A 14,748-nucleotide genomic window follows, 5' to 3' on the forward strand; every position below is an offset into this window, starting at 1 on the left:
CCGCCCCGGGCCTGACCCGGGGCCTCTCGCCTCAAAGAGTTAGGCCGTCCCGACCGGGACACGTTATGGGTTTTTGAAGTCCTTCCCAGCTATCGGCAAGCATCTTCGAGCTGCGGATCTGCGTCATTCGCACTGCTTCGGGAAATAGACGTCTGCGCGCCCAGCGTCATTTCTGGCCGATCTTCGGCTCCGTCCCATCCTTCAACCGCCGGATATTGGCGGCGTGGCGGAGAAAGATGAACAGCGTTAGAACAATGCCCAGCACGAACAGTTCCCTGTACCCCAGGAACACTATCCAGATCGTCGACAGCGCCGCCATGTAGATCGCCGCCATGCTGGAAATCCGGGTCACCGCCGCCGCAACCAGCCAGCTTAGGCAACAGGCCAAACCCACCGGCCAGGCAAGCGCCAGCAGGATGCCCAGGAACGTTGCCACACCCTTGCCGCCTCGGAACGAGAGCCACACCGGGTAGCAATGCCCGGCAAAGGCGGCGAGCCCCGCCAGTTGCGCGGCATCCTCGCCAGCCATGGTCCGTGCCAACAGCACCGCCGCGGCGCCCTTGCCACCGTCCAGGATCAGCGTCGCCGCCGCCCCCAGCTTGTTCCCAGTGCGCAACACGTTGGTGGCGCCGATATTGCCCGAGCCGATATTGCGCAGGTTGCCAAGGCCCAGGACGCGGGCCACCACCATTCCGAACGGGATTGACCCGAGCAAGTAACCGATCACGCTCCACAGGGCGAGGACCGTCAGAGTCGAATTGAAATCAGGCATTTATGTTCTCGAAAACCACTTCCCCGGCGACATAGGTCGAAAGAACCCTACCCTGCAATCGTTGGCCGTCAAACGGGGTATTCTTCGATTTCGAGCGCAGCGTCCACCGGTCCAGCACGAAAGGCACGTTTGCATCGAAAAGAACCAGGTCCGCAGGGGCGCCCTCGGTCAGTCGCCCGGATTCCAGCCCCAGCCGCTTGGCCGGGTTCAACGCCAGCGCCCGAAAGAGCGTGGGCAGGTCCAACTCCCCGGCATGGTAGAGCCGCAGCGCCGCCGGCAGCAGGGTTTCCAGCCCCACCGCCCCACTGGCCGCTTCCTCGAAGGGCAGACGCTTGGATTCCTCATCCTGCGGCGTGTGCATCGAGCCTATGATGTCGATGCTGCCGTCGCGCACGGCCTCGACCATGGCGCGGCGATCGTCCTCGGACCGCAGCGGAGGTTTGACCTTGAAGAAGGTGCGATAGTCCGCCACGTCCAGCTCGTTCAATGTCAGGTGATGGATCGACGTGCCGGCGGTCACGTCCAGTCCCGTCGCGCGGGCGCGCTCCAATGCAGGCAGGCTTGCCGCCGTGGTGATCTGATCCGCGTGATAGCGCGCGCCCGTGGCCTCGACCAGCGCCAGGTCGCGCTCCAGTCCCATGCGCTCGGCCACCGTGCCGACACCCGGCAATCCCCTGAGCGAGGCAAACTTGCCGCTTGTCGCTGCGGCGCCAGCGCTCAGCCCCGGATCCTGCACATGCCCGATGACCAGCGCGCCCAGGCTGCGCGCATAGGTCAGCGCCCGGCTGAGCACCTTGTTGTCACGCACCACGTGATCGCAATCGGTAAAGGCCACCGCACCGGCATCCATCAGAAAACCGATCTCGGTCATCTCGCGCCCTTCCCGGCCCTTGGTCAGCGCGGCCATGGGAAGCACGTTCACCGGCGCCGCCTCGTTGGCGCGGCGGGCGACGAATTCCAGTGTTTCCGGGCTGTCGATCGCAGGCAGAGTGTCAGGCCGCGTGATCATCGTCGTCACGCCGCCCGCCGCCGCCGCGGCGCCGGCGCTGCGGTAACTTTCCTTGTGCCGCTCTCCCGGTTCGCAGACCTTGACGCCCAAGTCCACCATGCCCGGCGCCAGGAATTTGCCACCGCAATCGACCCGCTTGTCCGCCCGCGGCGCCGCGGCCTCGCATCCACGGGCCGTGATGCGGCCATCCTCGACCAGCAGCCAGCCCTCGGTCACCTCTCCCGCCTCGGGATCGATCAGCCGGGCATTCTCGAACAGCACTCGCGTCATCTTATCCGCTCTCCCCGCGCCGGCCCTGCTTTGCGCAGCCATCCCAAGCCGGACCGGTGCCCTGACAAGCCGATGCTCCTACTCATGACGCCCGTCCCTGCTGTACTTGCCCAAACATGCCGAACACCGCCTCTCCATCCTTCAGGTTCTCGAAACCGATCCGGCGCGCCCCTGTGCTTTCGTGTCCCTGTTCGACTTCGGTCGCAAAGTAGATGGAAGCGTATGGTCCAGGCTGGAAGTCCAGCGACGTTTCCGGGCCGATTTTGTAGGATTTCAGGGACCTGCCGATCAGTGGGTGATCGACCGCAACGAATGCGCGCTTGTCGGTGAGGGTGTAGAAGGTGCACGCGCGTCGCAAATAGCCACGAAAAAAAGGGGCAAAAAACAACTGGTACAAGCCCGCCAGAAACAGCAGCAAGCCTATAACCTGCATTTCGGTCGCGCCATCCCGTGTCGCACGCATCCAGACGATTGAGAAACCCAAAGACAAGGCGCCGGGCAGAAACTCTTTCGCGTTTTTCATGTCGAAAGTCAGTCCCGTTCCCGGCCGCCCTTTCCAGAGGATCCTCTCATCCGGCGAGAGAATTGCGTCCCATTCGTCTTCTCCCGCACTCATCATTGCGTCCCAGCCATCGCTCGCTCGATCCGCACCCTCACCGCGTCCCGATCCGCCCGGTATTTCATCAGGTGCTTGTCGCCGCGGGTGGTATCTAACTGCACCGCCGAGCCCAGCACCCGCACCCGCGCTATGTCCCGCAACCACGCCTGCTTGCCCAAAGGGCTCAGCACGCTCCGGTCGGTCAAATCCCACCGCGCCTTCATCTCGTCCGAAGCCAGGTACCCGGCGCGTACCGCGATTGCGGCCAACCCGCCCACCGCACCAGTCCAGACATGCGGATTGCCGATGGCCGAAAGCGCGCCCATTCCCAGCGCCATCGCGCCCGCGGCCATCCAGGCGTGATCACGCCAATAAGCCGGGCGGTCAGGGTGAAAACTTTCCACGAACCGCTCTCCGGGTTCGAGTTCCGTCGCCGGAACCATGACGGAACGCGTGTCGCTCACGAAGCCACCCACACAACCACAGCCGTCAAAACGAACAGGACAATCAGCGCGATCATCGCCACCCGGCCCGACATCGCCGCATCCGATTTCTTCTTCGCCTTCGTCTCCCGCGCCTCCTCCGGCGCGGGCGCCACCTGTGCCCCGGCGCTCGGCAGCGGTTCGAACTGCACGGGGGAAGACTCCTCGCTGAATGCTGCCACCAGCCGCAGCGGCTTGCGCGGCGTCAGCACCTGGGCCTGCCCGCCGAAGGCGCCCGAGCCGACGACCAGCACCGTGCCTTTCAGACCCTCGATCAGCACATGCGCGTCTTCCAGGTCGTGCGACGAGACGCCCATCCCCTGCTCCAGGTACTGGCTCAGGCCATACCCTTCCAAATCCTCGACCTGCATCAGGTCGACGTAATGCGGATCGAGGCTTTCGGCCCCCAGCGCCTCCTGCAAAGGCCAGCTTCCGTTGCGCCGGTTGAATGTCTCGGCCTCCGCACGGGTCAGGTCCACGTCAAAGACGCGCACCACGCCGCTCTCGCTCTCGCGAATTTCGATCCGGTCGCTCATGCCATCACCTCCTTGGGTTTCGCCCTCAGGTTTTGCGCCAGCAGATCCATCGCCGCCATCCGCACGGCCACGCCCATCTCGACCTGTTCCTGGATCACGCTGCGATTGATGTCGTCGGCGATCTCTCCGTCGATTTCCACACCCCGGTTCATCGGGCCGGGATGCATGACAATGGCATCCGCCTTGGCATGGCCCAGCTTCTCGGCATCCAAACCGTAGCGATGATAATACTCCCGCTCACTGGGAATGAACCCGCCATCCATCCGCTCGCGTTGCAGGCGCAACATCATCACCACATCCACATCGCGCAGCCCTTCACGCATGTCCTCGAACACCTCGACGCCGAACTCGGAAATGCCGGCGGGCATCAGGGTCGACGGCCCCACCAGCCGCACGCGGTTCTCCATTTTGCCCAGAAGGATGATGTTCGACCGCGCCACGCGGCTATGCGCGATATCCCCGCAGATCGCGATGCTCAGCCGATGCAGCCGGCCTTTCGCCCGCCGGATCGTCAGTGCATCCAGGAGCGCTTGGGTGGGATGCTCATGCCGCCCGTCTCCGGCGTTCAGCACCGCGCAATTCACCTTCTGCGCCAACAGGTCTACCGCCCCGGATTGCGGATGCCGCACTACCAGCAGGTCCGGATGCATCGCGTTAAGCGTCATCGCCGTGTCGATCAGCGTCTCGCCTTTCTTGATGGAACTGGCCTGCATCGCCATGTTCATCACATCCGCGCCCAGCCGCTTGCCCGCCAGTTCGAAACTGGCCTGCGTTCTGGTGGAGTTCTCGAAAAACATGTTGATTTGCGTCAGCCCCGCCAGCGCGTCGGCGTGCTTCTGGTCGCGCCTATTGAGGTCCACGTACCGGTCCGACAGATCGAGCAGGGTAGAGATATCCGACGGCGCCAGGGGTTCGATCCCCAGAAGATGCGCGTGTTGAAAAGCCATGCCACCGCTCCGTCGTCAACTGTCTGCGCGCTTATAGGAAAGCCCGGACGCCGGGGCAAGCGTAGGGTGGGGTCCCAACCCACCACCCACAACAGCCGCGCACGCGTAGGGTGGGGTTCCACCCCACCTTAACACCATCTGACCACACACCGAATACCAGACCATCCGGCCCGGCAAGCAACCCACCTTCCCCCGCCCCGCCACACAAGCTATCTTCCGCCCCATGACCGCCCCCTTGGATTCGCACACCGCCCTTGCCCTGCTCGACTGGCAGATCGACCTCGGCGCGACCGAGGCGATCGGCGACGCGCCCGTGAACCGCTTTGAGGCACCCGAGAAGCTGACACCCGCCAAGAAACCGGATACCGCCCCCCATCCCCGCCAAGGCCCCGGAGGTCGACACCGCCGCCGAGGCGGGGTTCGCCGCCGCCGACGCAGGCTCTCTCGATGCGCTCAAATCCGCCCTCGCCGCGTTCGAGCATTGCGACCTGAAGCGCGGCGCGCGCAACCTCGTCTTCTCAGACGGCCACCCGTCCGCCCGCCTGATGATCATCGGCGAGGCGCCGGGCCGCGACGAGGACCAGCAGGGCAAACCCTTCGTCGGCCGGGCCGGGCAGCTCCTGGACAAGATGCTGGCCGCCATCGGCCTGTCGCGACAGTACGACGATGCCGCCACCGGCGCCTACATCACAAACATCCTGCCCTGGCGCCCGCCGCAAAACCGCGATCCCAACCCACAGGAAATCGCCATGATGCTGCCCTTCGTGGAACGCCACGTGCAGCTCGCCGATCCCGAGGTCATCGTGCTCATGGGCAATATTAGTTGTCAGGCCGCCCTGGGCAAACGCGGCATCACCCGCCTGCGCGGCCAGTGGACGCAAGCCTTCGGCAAGCCGGCGCTGCCCACTTTCCACCCCGCCTACCTCTTGCGCAAACCCCACGAAAAACGCGTCGCCTGGGCCGACCTGCTCGACCTTCAGGCCCGCCTCGAAGGAAACACATGAAGATCCTCGCCTTTTCCGACCTGCACCTCGCCCGCGCTCGCGCCGCCGACCTGGCCGCCGCCAGCGCCGAGGCCGACCTCGTGATCGGTGCGGGCGATTTCTGCAACCACCGAGCCGGGCTGGACGAGGCGATGGAGATGCTGTCCGGCATCACGGCACCCATTGTCGCCGTCCCCGGCAACGCTGAAAGCTTCGACGAACTCACTTCAGCGGCCCTGCCCAACATGACCGTTCTGCACGGCAGCGGTACGACCCAGGGCGACCTCACGCTCTTCGGCCTTGGCTACGGCGTGCCCGTCACGCCCTTCGGCGACTGGTCCTGCGACCTCACGAATGACGAGGCCGCGTCTCTTCTCACCCCGTGCGAGGCCGCCGATATCCTCGTCCTCCACTCCCCGCCCAAGGGCGTGGCCGACCTCACGTCGCTCGAGATGTCCGTGGGCTCCACCGCCATCCGCGACGCCATCGCGCGCATCCAACCGAAACTGGCGCTTTGCGGCCACATTCACGACAGCTGGGGCGTGACCGGGCGCATCGGCGCGACGCAGGTGGTCAATCTCGGTCCCCGACCCAACTGGTTCGAGCTCTGATGATCGACACGCTCACCCTGCTGGCCTTCATACCCGCCGCCGTCGCGCTCAACCTCACGCCCGGGGCCGACATGATGTTCTGTCTCGGCCAAGGCCTGCGCGGCGGACCGCGCCCCGCCGTGGCCGCCAGCGCCGGGATCGTGCTGGGCGGCATGGTGCATGTCACGCTCGCCGGTCTCGGCCTCGGGGCCGCCGTCGCCACCCTGCCGTGGCTCTTTGACGTCATCCGCTGGGCCGGTATCGCCTATCTGCTCTGGCTCGCCTGGCAGGCGCTCCGCCACCCGCCGCAAGCTGGCGAGACACCCCCGTCAAACCTGCCCGCGCTTTTCGCGACGGGATGGTCGTGAACCTCACCAACCCCAAGGTGATTCTCTTCGTGCTCGCCTTCCTGCCTCAGTTCATCGACCCCGTGCGTAGCAGCGTCCTCGCCCAGTTCCTGATCCTGGGCGCAGTCATTGCGGCGGGCGGCTTCATCGTCAACGCAGCCGTTGGCATCTTCGCCGGCGGGCTCGGACGCCGCATGGCCCGCTCCCCCGGCTTCGCCCGGGGCATCGGCTATGTCTGCGCCACCATCTTCACCGGCCTTGCCCTGCGCCTCGCCCTGATCGAAAGGACCTGACCCGCCATGAGCCGCATCGACGACACCAGGGACTTCATCCCGGTCCGCATCGCCGTCTTGACCGTCTCCGACAGCCGCGACCTCAGCCAGGACCGCTCCGGCGCCGTGCTGGTCGAACGCATCGAAGCCGCCGGCCATGTGCTCGCCGACCGCATGGTCGTCCGCGACGAACGCGACCAGATCACCGAGCAACTGCGCGAATGGATCACCAACCCTGAGATCGACGTGGTCCTCTCCACCGGCGGCACCGGCCTGACGGGCCGCGACGTCACGGTCGAGGCGCACAGGGAAGTCTATGAAAAGGAAATCGACGCCTTCGGCACGGTCTTCACCATCGTCTCAATGAAAAAGATTGGCACCTCCGCCGTACAGTCCCGCGCGACAGGGGGCGTCGCGAACGGCACCTACCTTTTCGCCCTGCCCGGCAGCCCCGGCGCCTGCAAGGACGCGTGGGACGAAATCCTGTCCTACCAGTTCGATTACCGCCACAGCCCCTGCAATTTCGTCGAAATAATGCCGCGCTTGGACGAACATTTGCGACGGAAGTGACCTTTCGCCGCGTATCAGCCCCATGAAACCTTGCCGCAGGCGTCTATCTTTATGGTATGACTGTCCCGCGCCAAGTGACTTAAAAGGTTGATCTGAATGCGGTTCTTGCGCCACAGCCTGACCGGCCTATTCCTGCTGTCCCTGACAGTGGGCCTGTTCGCTTATGCCGGTCAGATCGTGTTTTCCGCCGTGCAGGAACGAATGAGCGCCGAAACCGAAGCGCCCGAGCGGCGCGAACGCGTCTTCGCTGTCAACACCGTTACCGCAACGCCGGGCACGCAAACGCCCGTCCTGACCGCCTATGGCGAGGTCGAAAGCCGCCGCACGCTGGAAATCCGTTCCGATACCGGAGGCCGCGTCACCGAACTCACCGCACTTTTCGAGGATGGCGGCCGCGTCCGCAACGGGCAGGTCCTGGCCCGCATCGACCCCACCGACGCGCAGTTCGCGCTGGACCTCGCTCGCGCCGACCTCACCGATGCCGAGGCCGAGGTACGCGAGGCCGAACGCGGTCTGAACCTTGCCCGCGACGAACTTGCGGCGGCGCAGTCCCAGGCCGAACTGCGCAGGCGCGCCCTCGACCGTCAGCTTGACCTCGAAGAGCGTGGCGTCGGCACCGCCGCCGCCGTCGAACTCGCCGAACTGGATGCCGCCAGCGCCGAACAGGCCGTTCTGACCCGCCGCCAGGCCGAGGCCACCGCCGAGGCGCGCGTCGACCAGGCCCAGACCCGCCTCTCGCGCAGCCGCATTGCGTTGGCCGAGGCGCAAAAGGCGCTCGATGAGACCACCATCACCGCCCCCTTCACCGGCACGCTCCAAGCGGTCAGCGTGGTCGAAGGACGCCTGGTCTCCGCGAACGAGAAACTCGCCGACCTCATCGACGCCGACGCGCTCGACGTGGCCTTCCGCGTCTCCACCGCCCAGCATCGCCGCCTGCTGGATGAAAACGGCGAATTGATCCTCGCCCCCGTCCGCATCCGGCTCGACGTCTTCGGCCTGGAAATGGAAACTACCGGCCGCATCACCCGCGACAGCGCCAGCATCGAGGAAGGTCAGACCGGCCGGCTGGTCTATGCTCGCATCGACGACCCGCAGGGCCTCAAACCCCGCGACTTCGTCTCCGTCCTGATCGAGGAACCGCCGCTCGACAACGTCGTGCGCCTGCCCGCCACGGCGCTCGGCTCCGATGGCACCGTGCTGGCGCTGACGTCCGAGGACCGCCTGCGCGCGGTCCCTGTCACGCTGGTCCGCCGTCAGGGCAACGACATCCTGGTTTCCGGCAACGACCTCGACGGCCTGGAGATAGTGACTGAGCGCAGCCCACTTCTCGGCCCCGGCCTAAAGGTCCGTCCCCTTGGCAACACGCCCGAGGCCGACAACACCGCCCAGATGCTGGAACTCAGCGAGGACCGCCGCGCCCGCCTGCGCCAGTTCGTCGAGGACAGCCCCGACATCCCTGCCGCCATGAAGACCCGCCTGCTGGGTCAACTTGAGCAACCCCAGGTCCCGGCCCAGACCGTCGAACGGCTCGAACGCCGCATGGGCAGCTAGGCGATGGTCCGCGACCTGCCCGACCGCGCCAGCGGCATCCTGTCCTATTTCACGCGCCACCCCACGGCGGCGAACCTTTTGCTGGTGGTGCTCGTGGTGCTGGGCCTCGCCGCTGCCCCGCGCATGCAGGCCCAGTTCTTCCCCGATGTCATCGTCGACGAGGTCAGCGTCTCGGTCCTCTGGGACGGCGCCAGCGCCGAGGATATCGACAGCGGCATCGTGCAGGTGCTCGAGCCCGCCCTTCTGGCGGTCGAGGGCGTGGAAACCTCGCAAGCCACCTCGCGGGAGAACACTGCCAGCATCCGGCTGGAATTCGAACCGGGCTGGGACATGGGCCGCGCCGCCGATGACGTCTCGGCCGCCGTCGACAGCATCACCGACCTGCCCGAAGAGGCCGAGGAGCCGCGCGTCACCCGCGGCGCTTGGCGCGACCGGGTCACCGACATCGTCCTGACCGGCCCCGTGGCCACGCCACAGCTCGGCCAGTTTGCAGACGAGCTGGTGACGCGCCTTTACGATGCCGGTGTCACCCGTACCACGCTTCAGGGCGTCGCCGCACCGCACACCATCGTCGAGGTGCCCGCCACCAACCTTCTGGCCTACGACATCACCATGGCCGAGATTGCCGCCGTCATTGCCGCCGAGGCGGACACCGACCCGGCAGGCGACATCACCGGCGGCGCCACCCGCGTTCGCATCGGCTCGGAAAAACGCGACACTGACCAGATCGAGGCGCTGATCCTGCGCTCGAATCCCGATGGCTCGAAGCTCACCATCGGCGACGTGGCCGATGTGCGCGTCGAAGGCATCGACCGCGAGCAGCAGTATTTCGTGGGCGAGAACCCCGCCCTTCAAATCCGCGTCGACCGCTCGGCCAACGGCGACGCGCTGGCCATCCAGGCCCAGGTCGAGGAAATCGCCGCCGAGATGGAAGCGACCCTGCCCGAAGGCACGGACCTGACGCTCATCAACACGCGCTCGGATGCCATTTCGGGCCGCCTCGACATGCTTATGGACAACGGGCTGACAGGGCTGGCGCTGGTCGTCGCACTGCTGTTCCTTTTCCTCAACGCTCGCACCGCCTTCTGGGTCGCGGCAGGCATTCCAGTCGCCATGCTGGCCACAATCGCGCTGATGTACATGGCGGGCCTGACGATCAACATGATCTCACTCTTCGCCCTGATCATCACGCTCGGCATCGTTGTGGACGACGCCATCGTGGTGGGCGAACACGCCGATGCACGCGTCCGCAAGTACCGCGAGAACCCCGTGCAAGCCGCCGAACGCGCCGCCCAGCGAATGGCGCTGCCCGTCTTCTCCGCCACGCTCACCACGCTCATCGCCTTCTTCGGGCTGGTCGCCATCGGCGGGCGCTTCGGGGACCTCATCATCGACATCCCCTTCACCGTGATCGTCGTCCTGTCGGCCTCGCTGGTCGAATGTTTCCTGATCCTGCCGCACCACATGTCCAACGCGCTCACCCACGCAGGCCGCGAAAGCTGGTACGACTGGCCGTCTCGCACGGTCAACCGCGGCTTCGTCTGGCTGCGCGAACGCGCCTTCCGTCCCTTCATGGCGCTGGTCATCCGCGCGCGCTATCCGGTGCTTGCCGGGATCATCGTGCTCCTCGCGTCGCAGGCTGCGCTATTCATCAAGGGCGACGTGCAATGGCGCTTTTTCAACGCTCCCGAGCGCGGCAGCGTCACCGGCAATTTCTCCATGGCCCCCGGCGCCACGCGCGAAGACACGATCGCCATGATGCATCAGATCCAGACCGCCGTCGAAGATCTCGGGCAAGACTACGAGGACCGCTACGGCGCCAACCCCATCAAGTTCGCCATCGCCCAGATCGGTGGCAATGCCGGCGGCGGCCTCGCCGGCGCCGACACCAAGGAGCCCGACCAACTGGGCGGCATCTCCATCGAACTCATCGACCCCGACCTGCGCCCCTATTCCTCCTTCGCCTTCGTCGCCGAGTTGCAGGATGCCGTCCCCCGCCACCCCCTGACCGAGGAACTCAGCTTTCGCGGCTGGCGCTCGGGCCCCGGCGGCGACGCGCTCGACGTGGAATTCTACGGCGCCACCGCCGAGACGCTGAAGGACGCGTCCGAGGCGCTCAAATCCGCGCTGCTCGACTACCCGGAGGTGTCGGCGGTCGAGGACAACCTCGCCTATGACAAGCAGGAACTGATTCTGGAACTGACCCCGCAGGGCCAGGCGCTCGGCTTCACCATCGACGAGCTGGGCACCGTCCTGCGCCACCGCCTGAACGGAATCGAGGCCGCGACCTATCCCGACAGCGCCCGCAGCGCCGAGATCCGCGTCGAGGTGCCGGAGTCCGAGCTCACAGCCGACTTCCTCGAACGCATGCAGGTCCGCGCCCCCACCGGCGCCTACGTGCCGCTGGCCGATATCGTCAGCGTGACCGAGCGCGTGGGCTTCTCCACCATCCGGCGCGAAAACGGCATCCGGCACATCAATGTCACGGGCGACATTTCCGAGGATGACCCCGCCCGCGCCGCCGAAATCAGCACCGCGCTCGAGACCGAGATCCTGCCCCGCATCGCCAGCGTTCACCAGGTCGAATGGCAGCTGGGCGGCCTCGCCGAACAGGAAGGCGAGTTCCTCGACGATGCCCGCCTCGGCCTGATTTTGACCCTGACCGGCATCTACCTCGTCCTCGCCTGGGTCTTCGCCAGCTGGACCCGGCCCATCGTGGTGATGTCGATCATCCCCTTCGGCCTTGTCGGCACGATCTACGGCCATGCATATTGGGAGGTGCCCCTGTCGATGTTCACCGTGGTGGGGCTCTTGGGCATGACCGGCATCATCATCAACGACTCGATCGTGCTGGTGACCACGATCGACGACTACGCCAAGGAGCGCGGCATCGTGCCGGCCATCATCGAAGGCGCGGTCGACCGCCTGCGCCCTGTCATGCTGACCACGCTCACAACCGTGCTGGGCCTCGCCCCGCTTCTTTTCGAGCAATCGACACAGGCGCAGTTCATCAAACCCACCGTGATTACGCTTGTCTACGGCCTGGCCTTCGGCATGGTCCTCGTCCTGCTGCTGGTGCCCGCGATCATTGCGATCCAGTCCGATGTTGCGCGCCAGACCGCCTCCCTGCGACGCGCCCTGCGCTCCAAACCCGGGGAATTGCGCGGCGTCATGCTGGCGGGCGGGATGGCCATCGCGGCGCTCTTCGCCGCCACGCTGGGCGCGGCCACAATCACGGGCAGCCTGCCGGCGCCGCTCTCGGCACTGGCCGTCACCGCGCCAATGCCTGCGGCCCTGATGCTCTTCGTGTTGGGAAGCCTTCTGATCGTGCTACTGCTCTACGCCGTGGTCGCGATCCGCCACGCGATGCGACGTCAGCCCGCCGAACAGCCCTGAATATCCACGGCGCCGCCCCGGCTCAGCACGGTAAAGCGCAGACCGTTGCGGTCCACGGCGAAAGACCGCCCGTCGACATGGCTCAGCACCGCGCGCGCGATCAGGCTGTCGCCCTGCCGCGTGGTCTCGGGCGGCGAGACCCAGACCTTGGGGTCACTCGATTCGACCACCGCGTATTCCGACACGCCCAGCTTCGGCATCCGGATCTTCGCGGTCAGCTGCACACCCCCGCCACCGGCGACAACCGGCAGGCCACTTCGCGCACACCCGCCTCGTCGGCACCGTAGGGCCGCTCGGTCAGGGCCGCCACGATGGTCGGGTCCGGCTTGCTGACGGCACCCGGCAGGATTTGGGCCACGTTCACGCTGACCGGCACGCAGATATCCTTGCACACCCCGATCTCCAACTGGCCTTCCAGCCGCACATCGCGTCCACTCGCCTCGGGGCGAATCCGCAACGGCACCACTAAGTCAGTGTCGTAGCCGATGGTCATGTACCCGAATTGTGGCACCGGCTTGGGCGCGGGCCAGATAACGTCCAGCCCCTCCATGTTGCGAGACCCACGCCAGTTGAACAGCGGCGGCACACCGGCCTCGCCCGGGCTGCGCCAATAGGTCTTCCACCCCGGCGCAAGGTCCAGCCGCAGGGCGGCGTAATGGCTGCCATCCGTCGCCCGCCAGCCGGGCAGCACGTCCACCTGTACCATATCGGCGGTTTCCTGCGCCCATACCGGGCCGGCACAGACCACCAGAAGGGCGGCTTTGAGAAAGGTTTTTATGTGTCGCATGGGCCTCTCATGGCTGGTTTCACCTGCTTTGCCAATTCACATTGAAGCGAGAAATCCCGCGCGCCTCCAGGCAGGATGGTTGCACACAGGTGCCGCGACCCCCATCATGGGACTGCAACCAGACAATCGGGGACCGCCTTGAGCGACATTGACCTGACGGGAAAACTGCTGATCGCCATGCCGGCCATGGGTGACGACCGCTTTGCCCAGTCGGTGGTGTTCATCTGCGCCCACTCTCCCGAGGGGGCCATGGGCCTGATCGTCAACAAGCGCGCCGACGACCTGCGCCTCGCCGACCTTCTGGAACAGCTCGACATCGCGCAGGGCCGCGACATGACCAACCTGCCGGTGCATTTCGGCGGCCCGGTGGAACATGGCCGCGGTTTCGTGCTGCACGACTATGGCTACCACTCGGCGATCTCCACGCTGGACGTCAACGATGAGTTCGCCATGACCGCAACGATGGATATACTGGAAGACCTGGCCCTGGGCCGCGGACCCCTGCGCAATATCGTGGCGCTCGGTTATGCCGGATGGGGCCCCGGCCAGCTCGAAAGCGAGTTGTCGCAGAACGCCTGGCTCACGGTCGAGGCCGACAAGGAGATCGTGTTCTCCCACGCGGACGCGAACAAGTGGGAATCCGCTCTGCAAAAGCTGGGCGTAAGCTCGGTCACCCTGTCCTCCGAGGCCGGCCGCGCCTAGCGAGAAGCCTTCACGAAGCTTCTGCCAAAACTTTTCAGCAAAAGTTTTGGCCCGCCCGGCCTCATGCCGCGTAATCCGATCCTTCCGCGTCGAGAATTGCCATCAGTTCCGCGAGATGCCGCTCCCCCTGCTCTGGATATTCCTCCATCTCCCGCGCGGTCTTTTCGGCCACCTCGTCCGAGAGCACCCGCAGCGGCTGGCCGGTCTGCAAAGCCCGGATATAGGTCTCTGCGGCCCGTTCGAAATAATACATCCGATTGAAACAGTCCGCGACCGTGTCGCCCATCACCAGGATGCCATGGTTGCCCATGATCATCGCTTTCTTAGACGGATCGCCCAGCTGCGCCGCGCAGCGTTCGCCCTCTTCCTCGAACGCCAGCCCGCCGTAATGATCGTCGATCACGTAGCGATTGAAGAACGTCGCACAGTTCTGGTCGATCGGCGGCAGATGGCTGTCCGCCAGGCTGGCCAGCACCGTGGCGTGGATCGAATGCACATGCATCAGGCACCTGTGGTGCGGGCAGGCCCGGTGCACCCCGCCATGCAGGCCCCAGGCCGTCGGGTCGGGCGCACCGGGGCGGTCCAGCGTCTCGGGGTCTCCCGCATCGATCAACAGCAGGTCCGATGCCCTGACCCGGCTAAAATGCACCTGGTTGGGGTTCATCAGGAACTGCGTGCCGTCGTCGTTGACCGACAGGCTGAAATGGTTCGCCACCGCCTCATGCATGTTCAGCCGAGCCGTCCAGCGGAATGCCGCGGCCAGTTCGACCCGCTCTTTCCAGTGGGCGATATTAGGGGTGACAGGGGTCGTCTTCAACATGGCGCGTCTCCATTCCGGGCGTTTCCGGCAGCCTGCGCCAGACGGGCCGAAGTTTCAATCGACGTATCGGGACGCGCTTCAGCCGCAATGTACCGCATTACAATCGGGAGCCGCGA

Annotated in this window: 14 protein-coding genes and 2 pseudogenes; 7 read left to right on the plus strand and 9 right to left on the minus strand. The window is 65.7% G+C overall.

From position 1 onward, the window contains the following. Positions 1-166 precede the first annotated feature (166 nt). From plsY to ACSQ76_RS18675, 6 genes are all read right to left on the minus strand, one after another. The gene (gene plsY, locus ACSQ76_RS18650) at positions 167-772 is read right to left on the minus strand and encodes a glycerol-3-phosphate 1-O-acyltransferase PlsY (RefSeq protein WP_306130755.1); all 606 of its coding nucleotides are present in this window, start codon (positions 770-772) and stop codon (positions 167-169) included. Next, a complete protein-coding gene (gene pyrC / locus ACSQ76_RS18655) occupies positions 765-2,051 on the minus strand; it encodes a dihydroorotase (RefSeq protein ID WP_437157729.1) in 1,287 nt (428 codons plus the stop codon). The genes plsY and pyrC overlap by 8 nt, the downstream gene beginning before the upstream one ends. A gap of 82 nt (positions 2,052-2,133) precedes the next feature. After that, positions 2,134-2,670 carry a hypothetical protein gene (locus ACSQ76_RS18660; RefSeq protein WP_437157730.1) on the minus strand — a complete coding sequence of 179 codons (537 nt, stop codon included), beginning with the start codon at positions 2,668-2,670 and terminating at the stop codon, positions 2,134-2,136. After that, complete coding sequence (locus ACSQ76_RS18665) at positions 2,667-3,113, minus strand: hypothetical protein (protein ID WP_437157731.1); 447 nt, start codon at positions 3,111-3,113, stop codon at positions 2,667-2,669. The genes ACSQ76_RS18660 and ACSQ76_RS18665 overlap by 4 nt, the downstream gene beginning before the upstream one ends. Continuing rightward, positions 3,110-3,667, minus strand: a complete 558-nt coding sequence (locus ACSQ76_RS18670) for a hypothetical protein (protein ID WP_437157732.1) — start codon at positions 3,665-3,667, stop codon at positions 3,110-3,112. The genes ACSQ76_RS18665 and ACSQ76_RS18670 overlap by 4 nt, the downstream gene beginning before the upstream one ends. After that, on the minus strand, positions 3,664-4,614 hold the full coding sequence (locus tag ACSQ76_RS18675) for an aspartate carbamoyltransferase catalytic subunit (protein ID WP_437157733.1): 951 nt from the start codon (positions 4,612-4,614) through the stop codon (positions 3,664-3,666). Before ACSQ76_RS18675 ends, ACSQ76_RS18670 begins: the two co-directional genes overlap by 4 nt. Positions 4,615-4,837: 223 nt before the next feature. Between ACSQ76_RS18675 and ACSQ76_RS18680 the strand changes: the two are divergent. The 6 genes and pseudogenes from ACSQ76_RS18680 (at position 4,838) to ACSQ76_RS18705 (ending at position 12,323) form a co-directional block, all read left to right on the plus strand. Further along, a pseudogene (locus ACSQ76_RS18680) lies at positions 4,838-5,618 on the plus strand (uracil-DNA glycosylase). Beyond that, the gene (locus ACSQ76_RS18685) at positions 5,615-6,208 is read left to right on the plus strand and encodes a metallophosphoesterase family protein (RefSeq protein ID WP_437157734.1); all 594 of its coding nucleotides are present in this window, start codon (positions 5,615-5,617) and stop codon (positions 6,206-6,208) included. The pseudogene ACSQ76_RS18680 and the gene ACSQ76_RS18685 overlap by 4 nt, the downstream one beginning before the upstream one ends. Beyond that, positions 6,208-6,827 (plus strand): annotated as a pseudogene (locus ACSQ76_RS18690) (LysE family translocator). The gene ACSQ76_RS18685 and the pseudogene ACSQ76_RS18690 overlap by 1 nt, the downstream one beginning before the upstream one ends. A gap of 6 nt (positions 6,828-6,833) precedes the next feature. After that, a complete protein-coding gene (moaB, locus tag ACSQ76_RS18695; protein WP_437157735.1) occupies positions 6,834-7,376 on the plus strand; it encodes a molybdenum cofactor biosynthesis protein B in 543 nt (180 codons plus the stop codon). Between the two features lie 96 nt (positions 7,377-7,472). Then, positions 7,473-8,927: an efflux RND transporter periplasmic adaptor subunit gene (locus ACSQ76_RS18700; protein WP_437157736.1), complete on the plus strand. Its 1,455-nt coding sequence runs from the start codon at positions 7,473-7,475 to the stop codon at positions 8,925-8,927. 3 nt (positions 8,928-8,930) lie between these two features. Beyond that, the gene (locus ACSQ76_RS18705) at positions 8,931-12,323 is read left to right on the plus strand and encodes an efflux RND transporter permease subunit (RefSeq protein WP_437157737.1); all 3,393 of its coding nucleotides are present in this window, start codon (positions 8,931-8,933) and stop codon (positions 12,321-12,323) included. Here ACSQ76_RS18705 and ACSQ76_RS18710 read toward each other — a convergent pair. Both ACSQ76_RS18710 and ACSQ76_RS18715 read right to left on the minus strand, forming a co-directional pair. Further along, positions 12,302-12,547, minus strand: a complete 246-nt coding sequence (locus ACSQ76_RS18710; protein WP_437157738.1) for a hypothetical protein — start codon at positions 12,545-12,547, stop codon at positions 12,302-12,304. The two genes, ACSQ76_RS18705 and ACSQ76_RS18710, sit on opposite strands and share 22 nt — an antisense overlap. Beyond that, positions 12,538-13,110, minus strand: a complete 573-nt coding sequence (locus ACSQ76_RS18715; RefSeq protein ID WP_437157739.1) for a protein-disulfide reductase DsbD domain-containing protein — start codon at positions 13,108-13,110, stop codon at positions 12,538-12,540. The genes ACSQ76_RS18710 and ACSQ76_RS18715 overlap by 10 nt, the downstream gene beginning before the upstream one ends. A 147-nt stretch (positions 13,111-13,257) precedes the next feature. On the opposite strand from ACSQ76_RS18715, the gene ACSQ76_RS18720 reads away from it, so the two are divergent. Next, a complete protein-coding gene (locus ACSQ76_RS18720) occupies positions 13,258-13,812 on the plus strand; it encodes a YqgE/AlgH family protein (RefSeq protein WP_437158233.1) in 555 nt (184 codons plus the stop codon). 61 nt (positions 13,813-13,873) lie between these two features. Here the strand turns inward: ACSQ76_RS18720 and ACSQ76_RS18725 are convergent, their stop codons facing one another. After that, positions 13,874-14,632 carry a class II aldolase and adducin N-terminal domain-containing protein gene (locus tag ACSQ76_RS18725; protein WP_437157740.1) on the minus strand — a complete coding sequence of 253 codons (759 nt, stop codon included), beginning with the start codon at positions 14,630-14,632 and terminating at the stop codon, positions 13,874-13,876. Positions 14,633-14,748 lie beyond the last annotated feature (116 nt).

This window comes from Roseovarius sp. B08 (assembly GCF_051417955.1).
Lineage (GTDB): Bacteria > Pseudomonadota > Alphaproteobacteria > Rhodobacterales > Rhodobacteraceae > Roseovarius.

What these genes read in the sequence shown, in the direction of transcription:
- ACSQ76_RS18660 (WP_437157730.1), bottom strand. Translation starts at nt 2,670, where the DNA reads ATGATGAGTGCGGGAGAAGACGAATGGGACGCAATTCTCTCGCCGGAT.
- ACSQ76_RS18700 (WP_437157736.1), top strand. Translation starts at nt 7,473, where the DNA reads ATGCGGTTCTTGCGCCACAGCCTGACCGGCCTATTCCTGCTGTCCCTG.
- moaB (WP_437157735.1), top strand. Translation starts at nt 6,834, where the DNA reads ATGAGCCGCATCGACGACACCAGGGACTTCATCCCGGTCCGCATCGCC.
- ACSQ76_RS18685 (WP_437157734.1), top strand. Translation starts at nt 5,615, where the DNA reads ATGAAGATCCTCGCCTTTTCCGACCTGCACCTCGCCCGCGCTCGCGCC.
- ACSQ76_RS18670 (WP_437157732.1), bottom strand. Translation starts at nt 3,667, where the DNA reads ATGAGCGACCGGATCGAAATTCGCGAGAGCGAGAGCGGCGTGGTGCGC.
- pyrC (WP_437157729.1), bottom strand. Translation starts at nt 2,051, where the DNA reads ATGACGCGAGTGCTGTTCGAGAATGCCCGGCTGATCGATCCCGAGGCG.
- ACSQ76_RS18705 (WP_437157737.1), top strand. Translation starts at nt 8,931, where the DNA reads ATGGTCCGCGACCTGCCCGACCGCGCCAGCGGCATCCTGTCCTATTTC.
- ACSQ76_RS18725 (WP_437157740.1), bottom strand. Translation starts at nt 14,632, where the DNA reads ATGTTGAAGACGACCCCTGTCACCCCTAATATCGCCCACTGGAAAGAG.
- plsY (WP_306130755.1), bottom strand. Translation starts at nt 772, where the DNA reads ATGCCTGATTTCAATTCGACTCTGACGGTCCTCGCCCTGTGGAGCGTG.
- ACSQ76_RS18715 (WP_437157739.1), bottom strand. Translation starts at nt 13,110, where the DNA reads ATGCGACACATAAAAACCTTTCTCAAAGCCGCCCTTCTGGTGGTCTGT.
- ACSQ76_RS18675 (WP_437157733.1), bottom strand. Translation starts at nt 4,614, where the DNA reads ATGGCTTTTCAACACGCGCATCTTCTGGGGATCGAACCCCTGGCGCCG.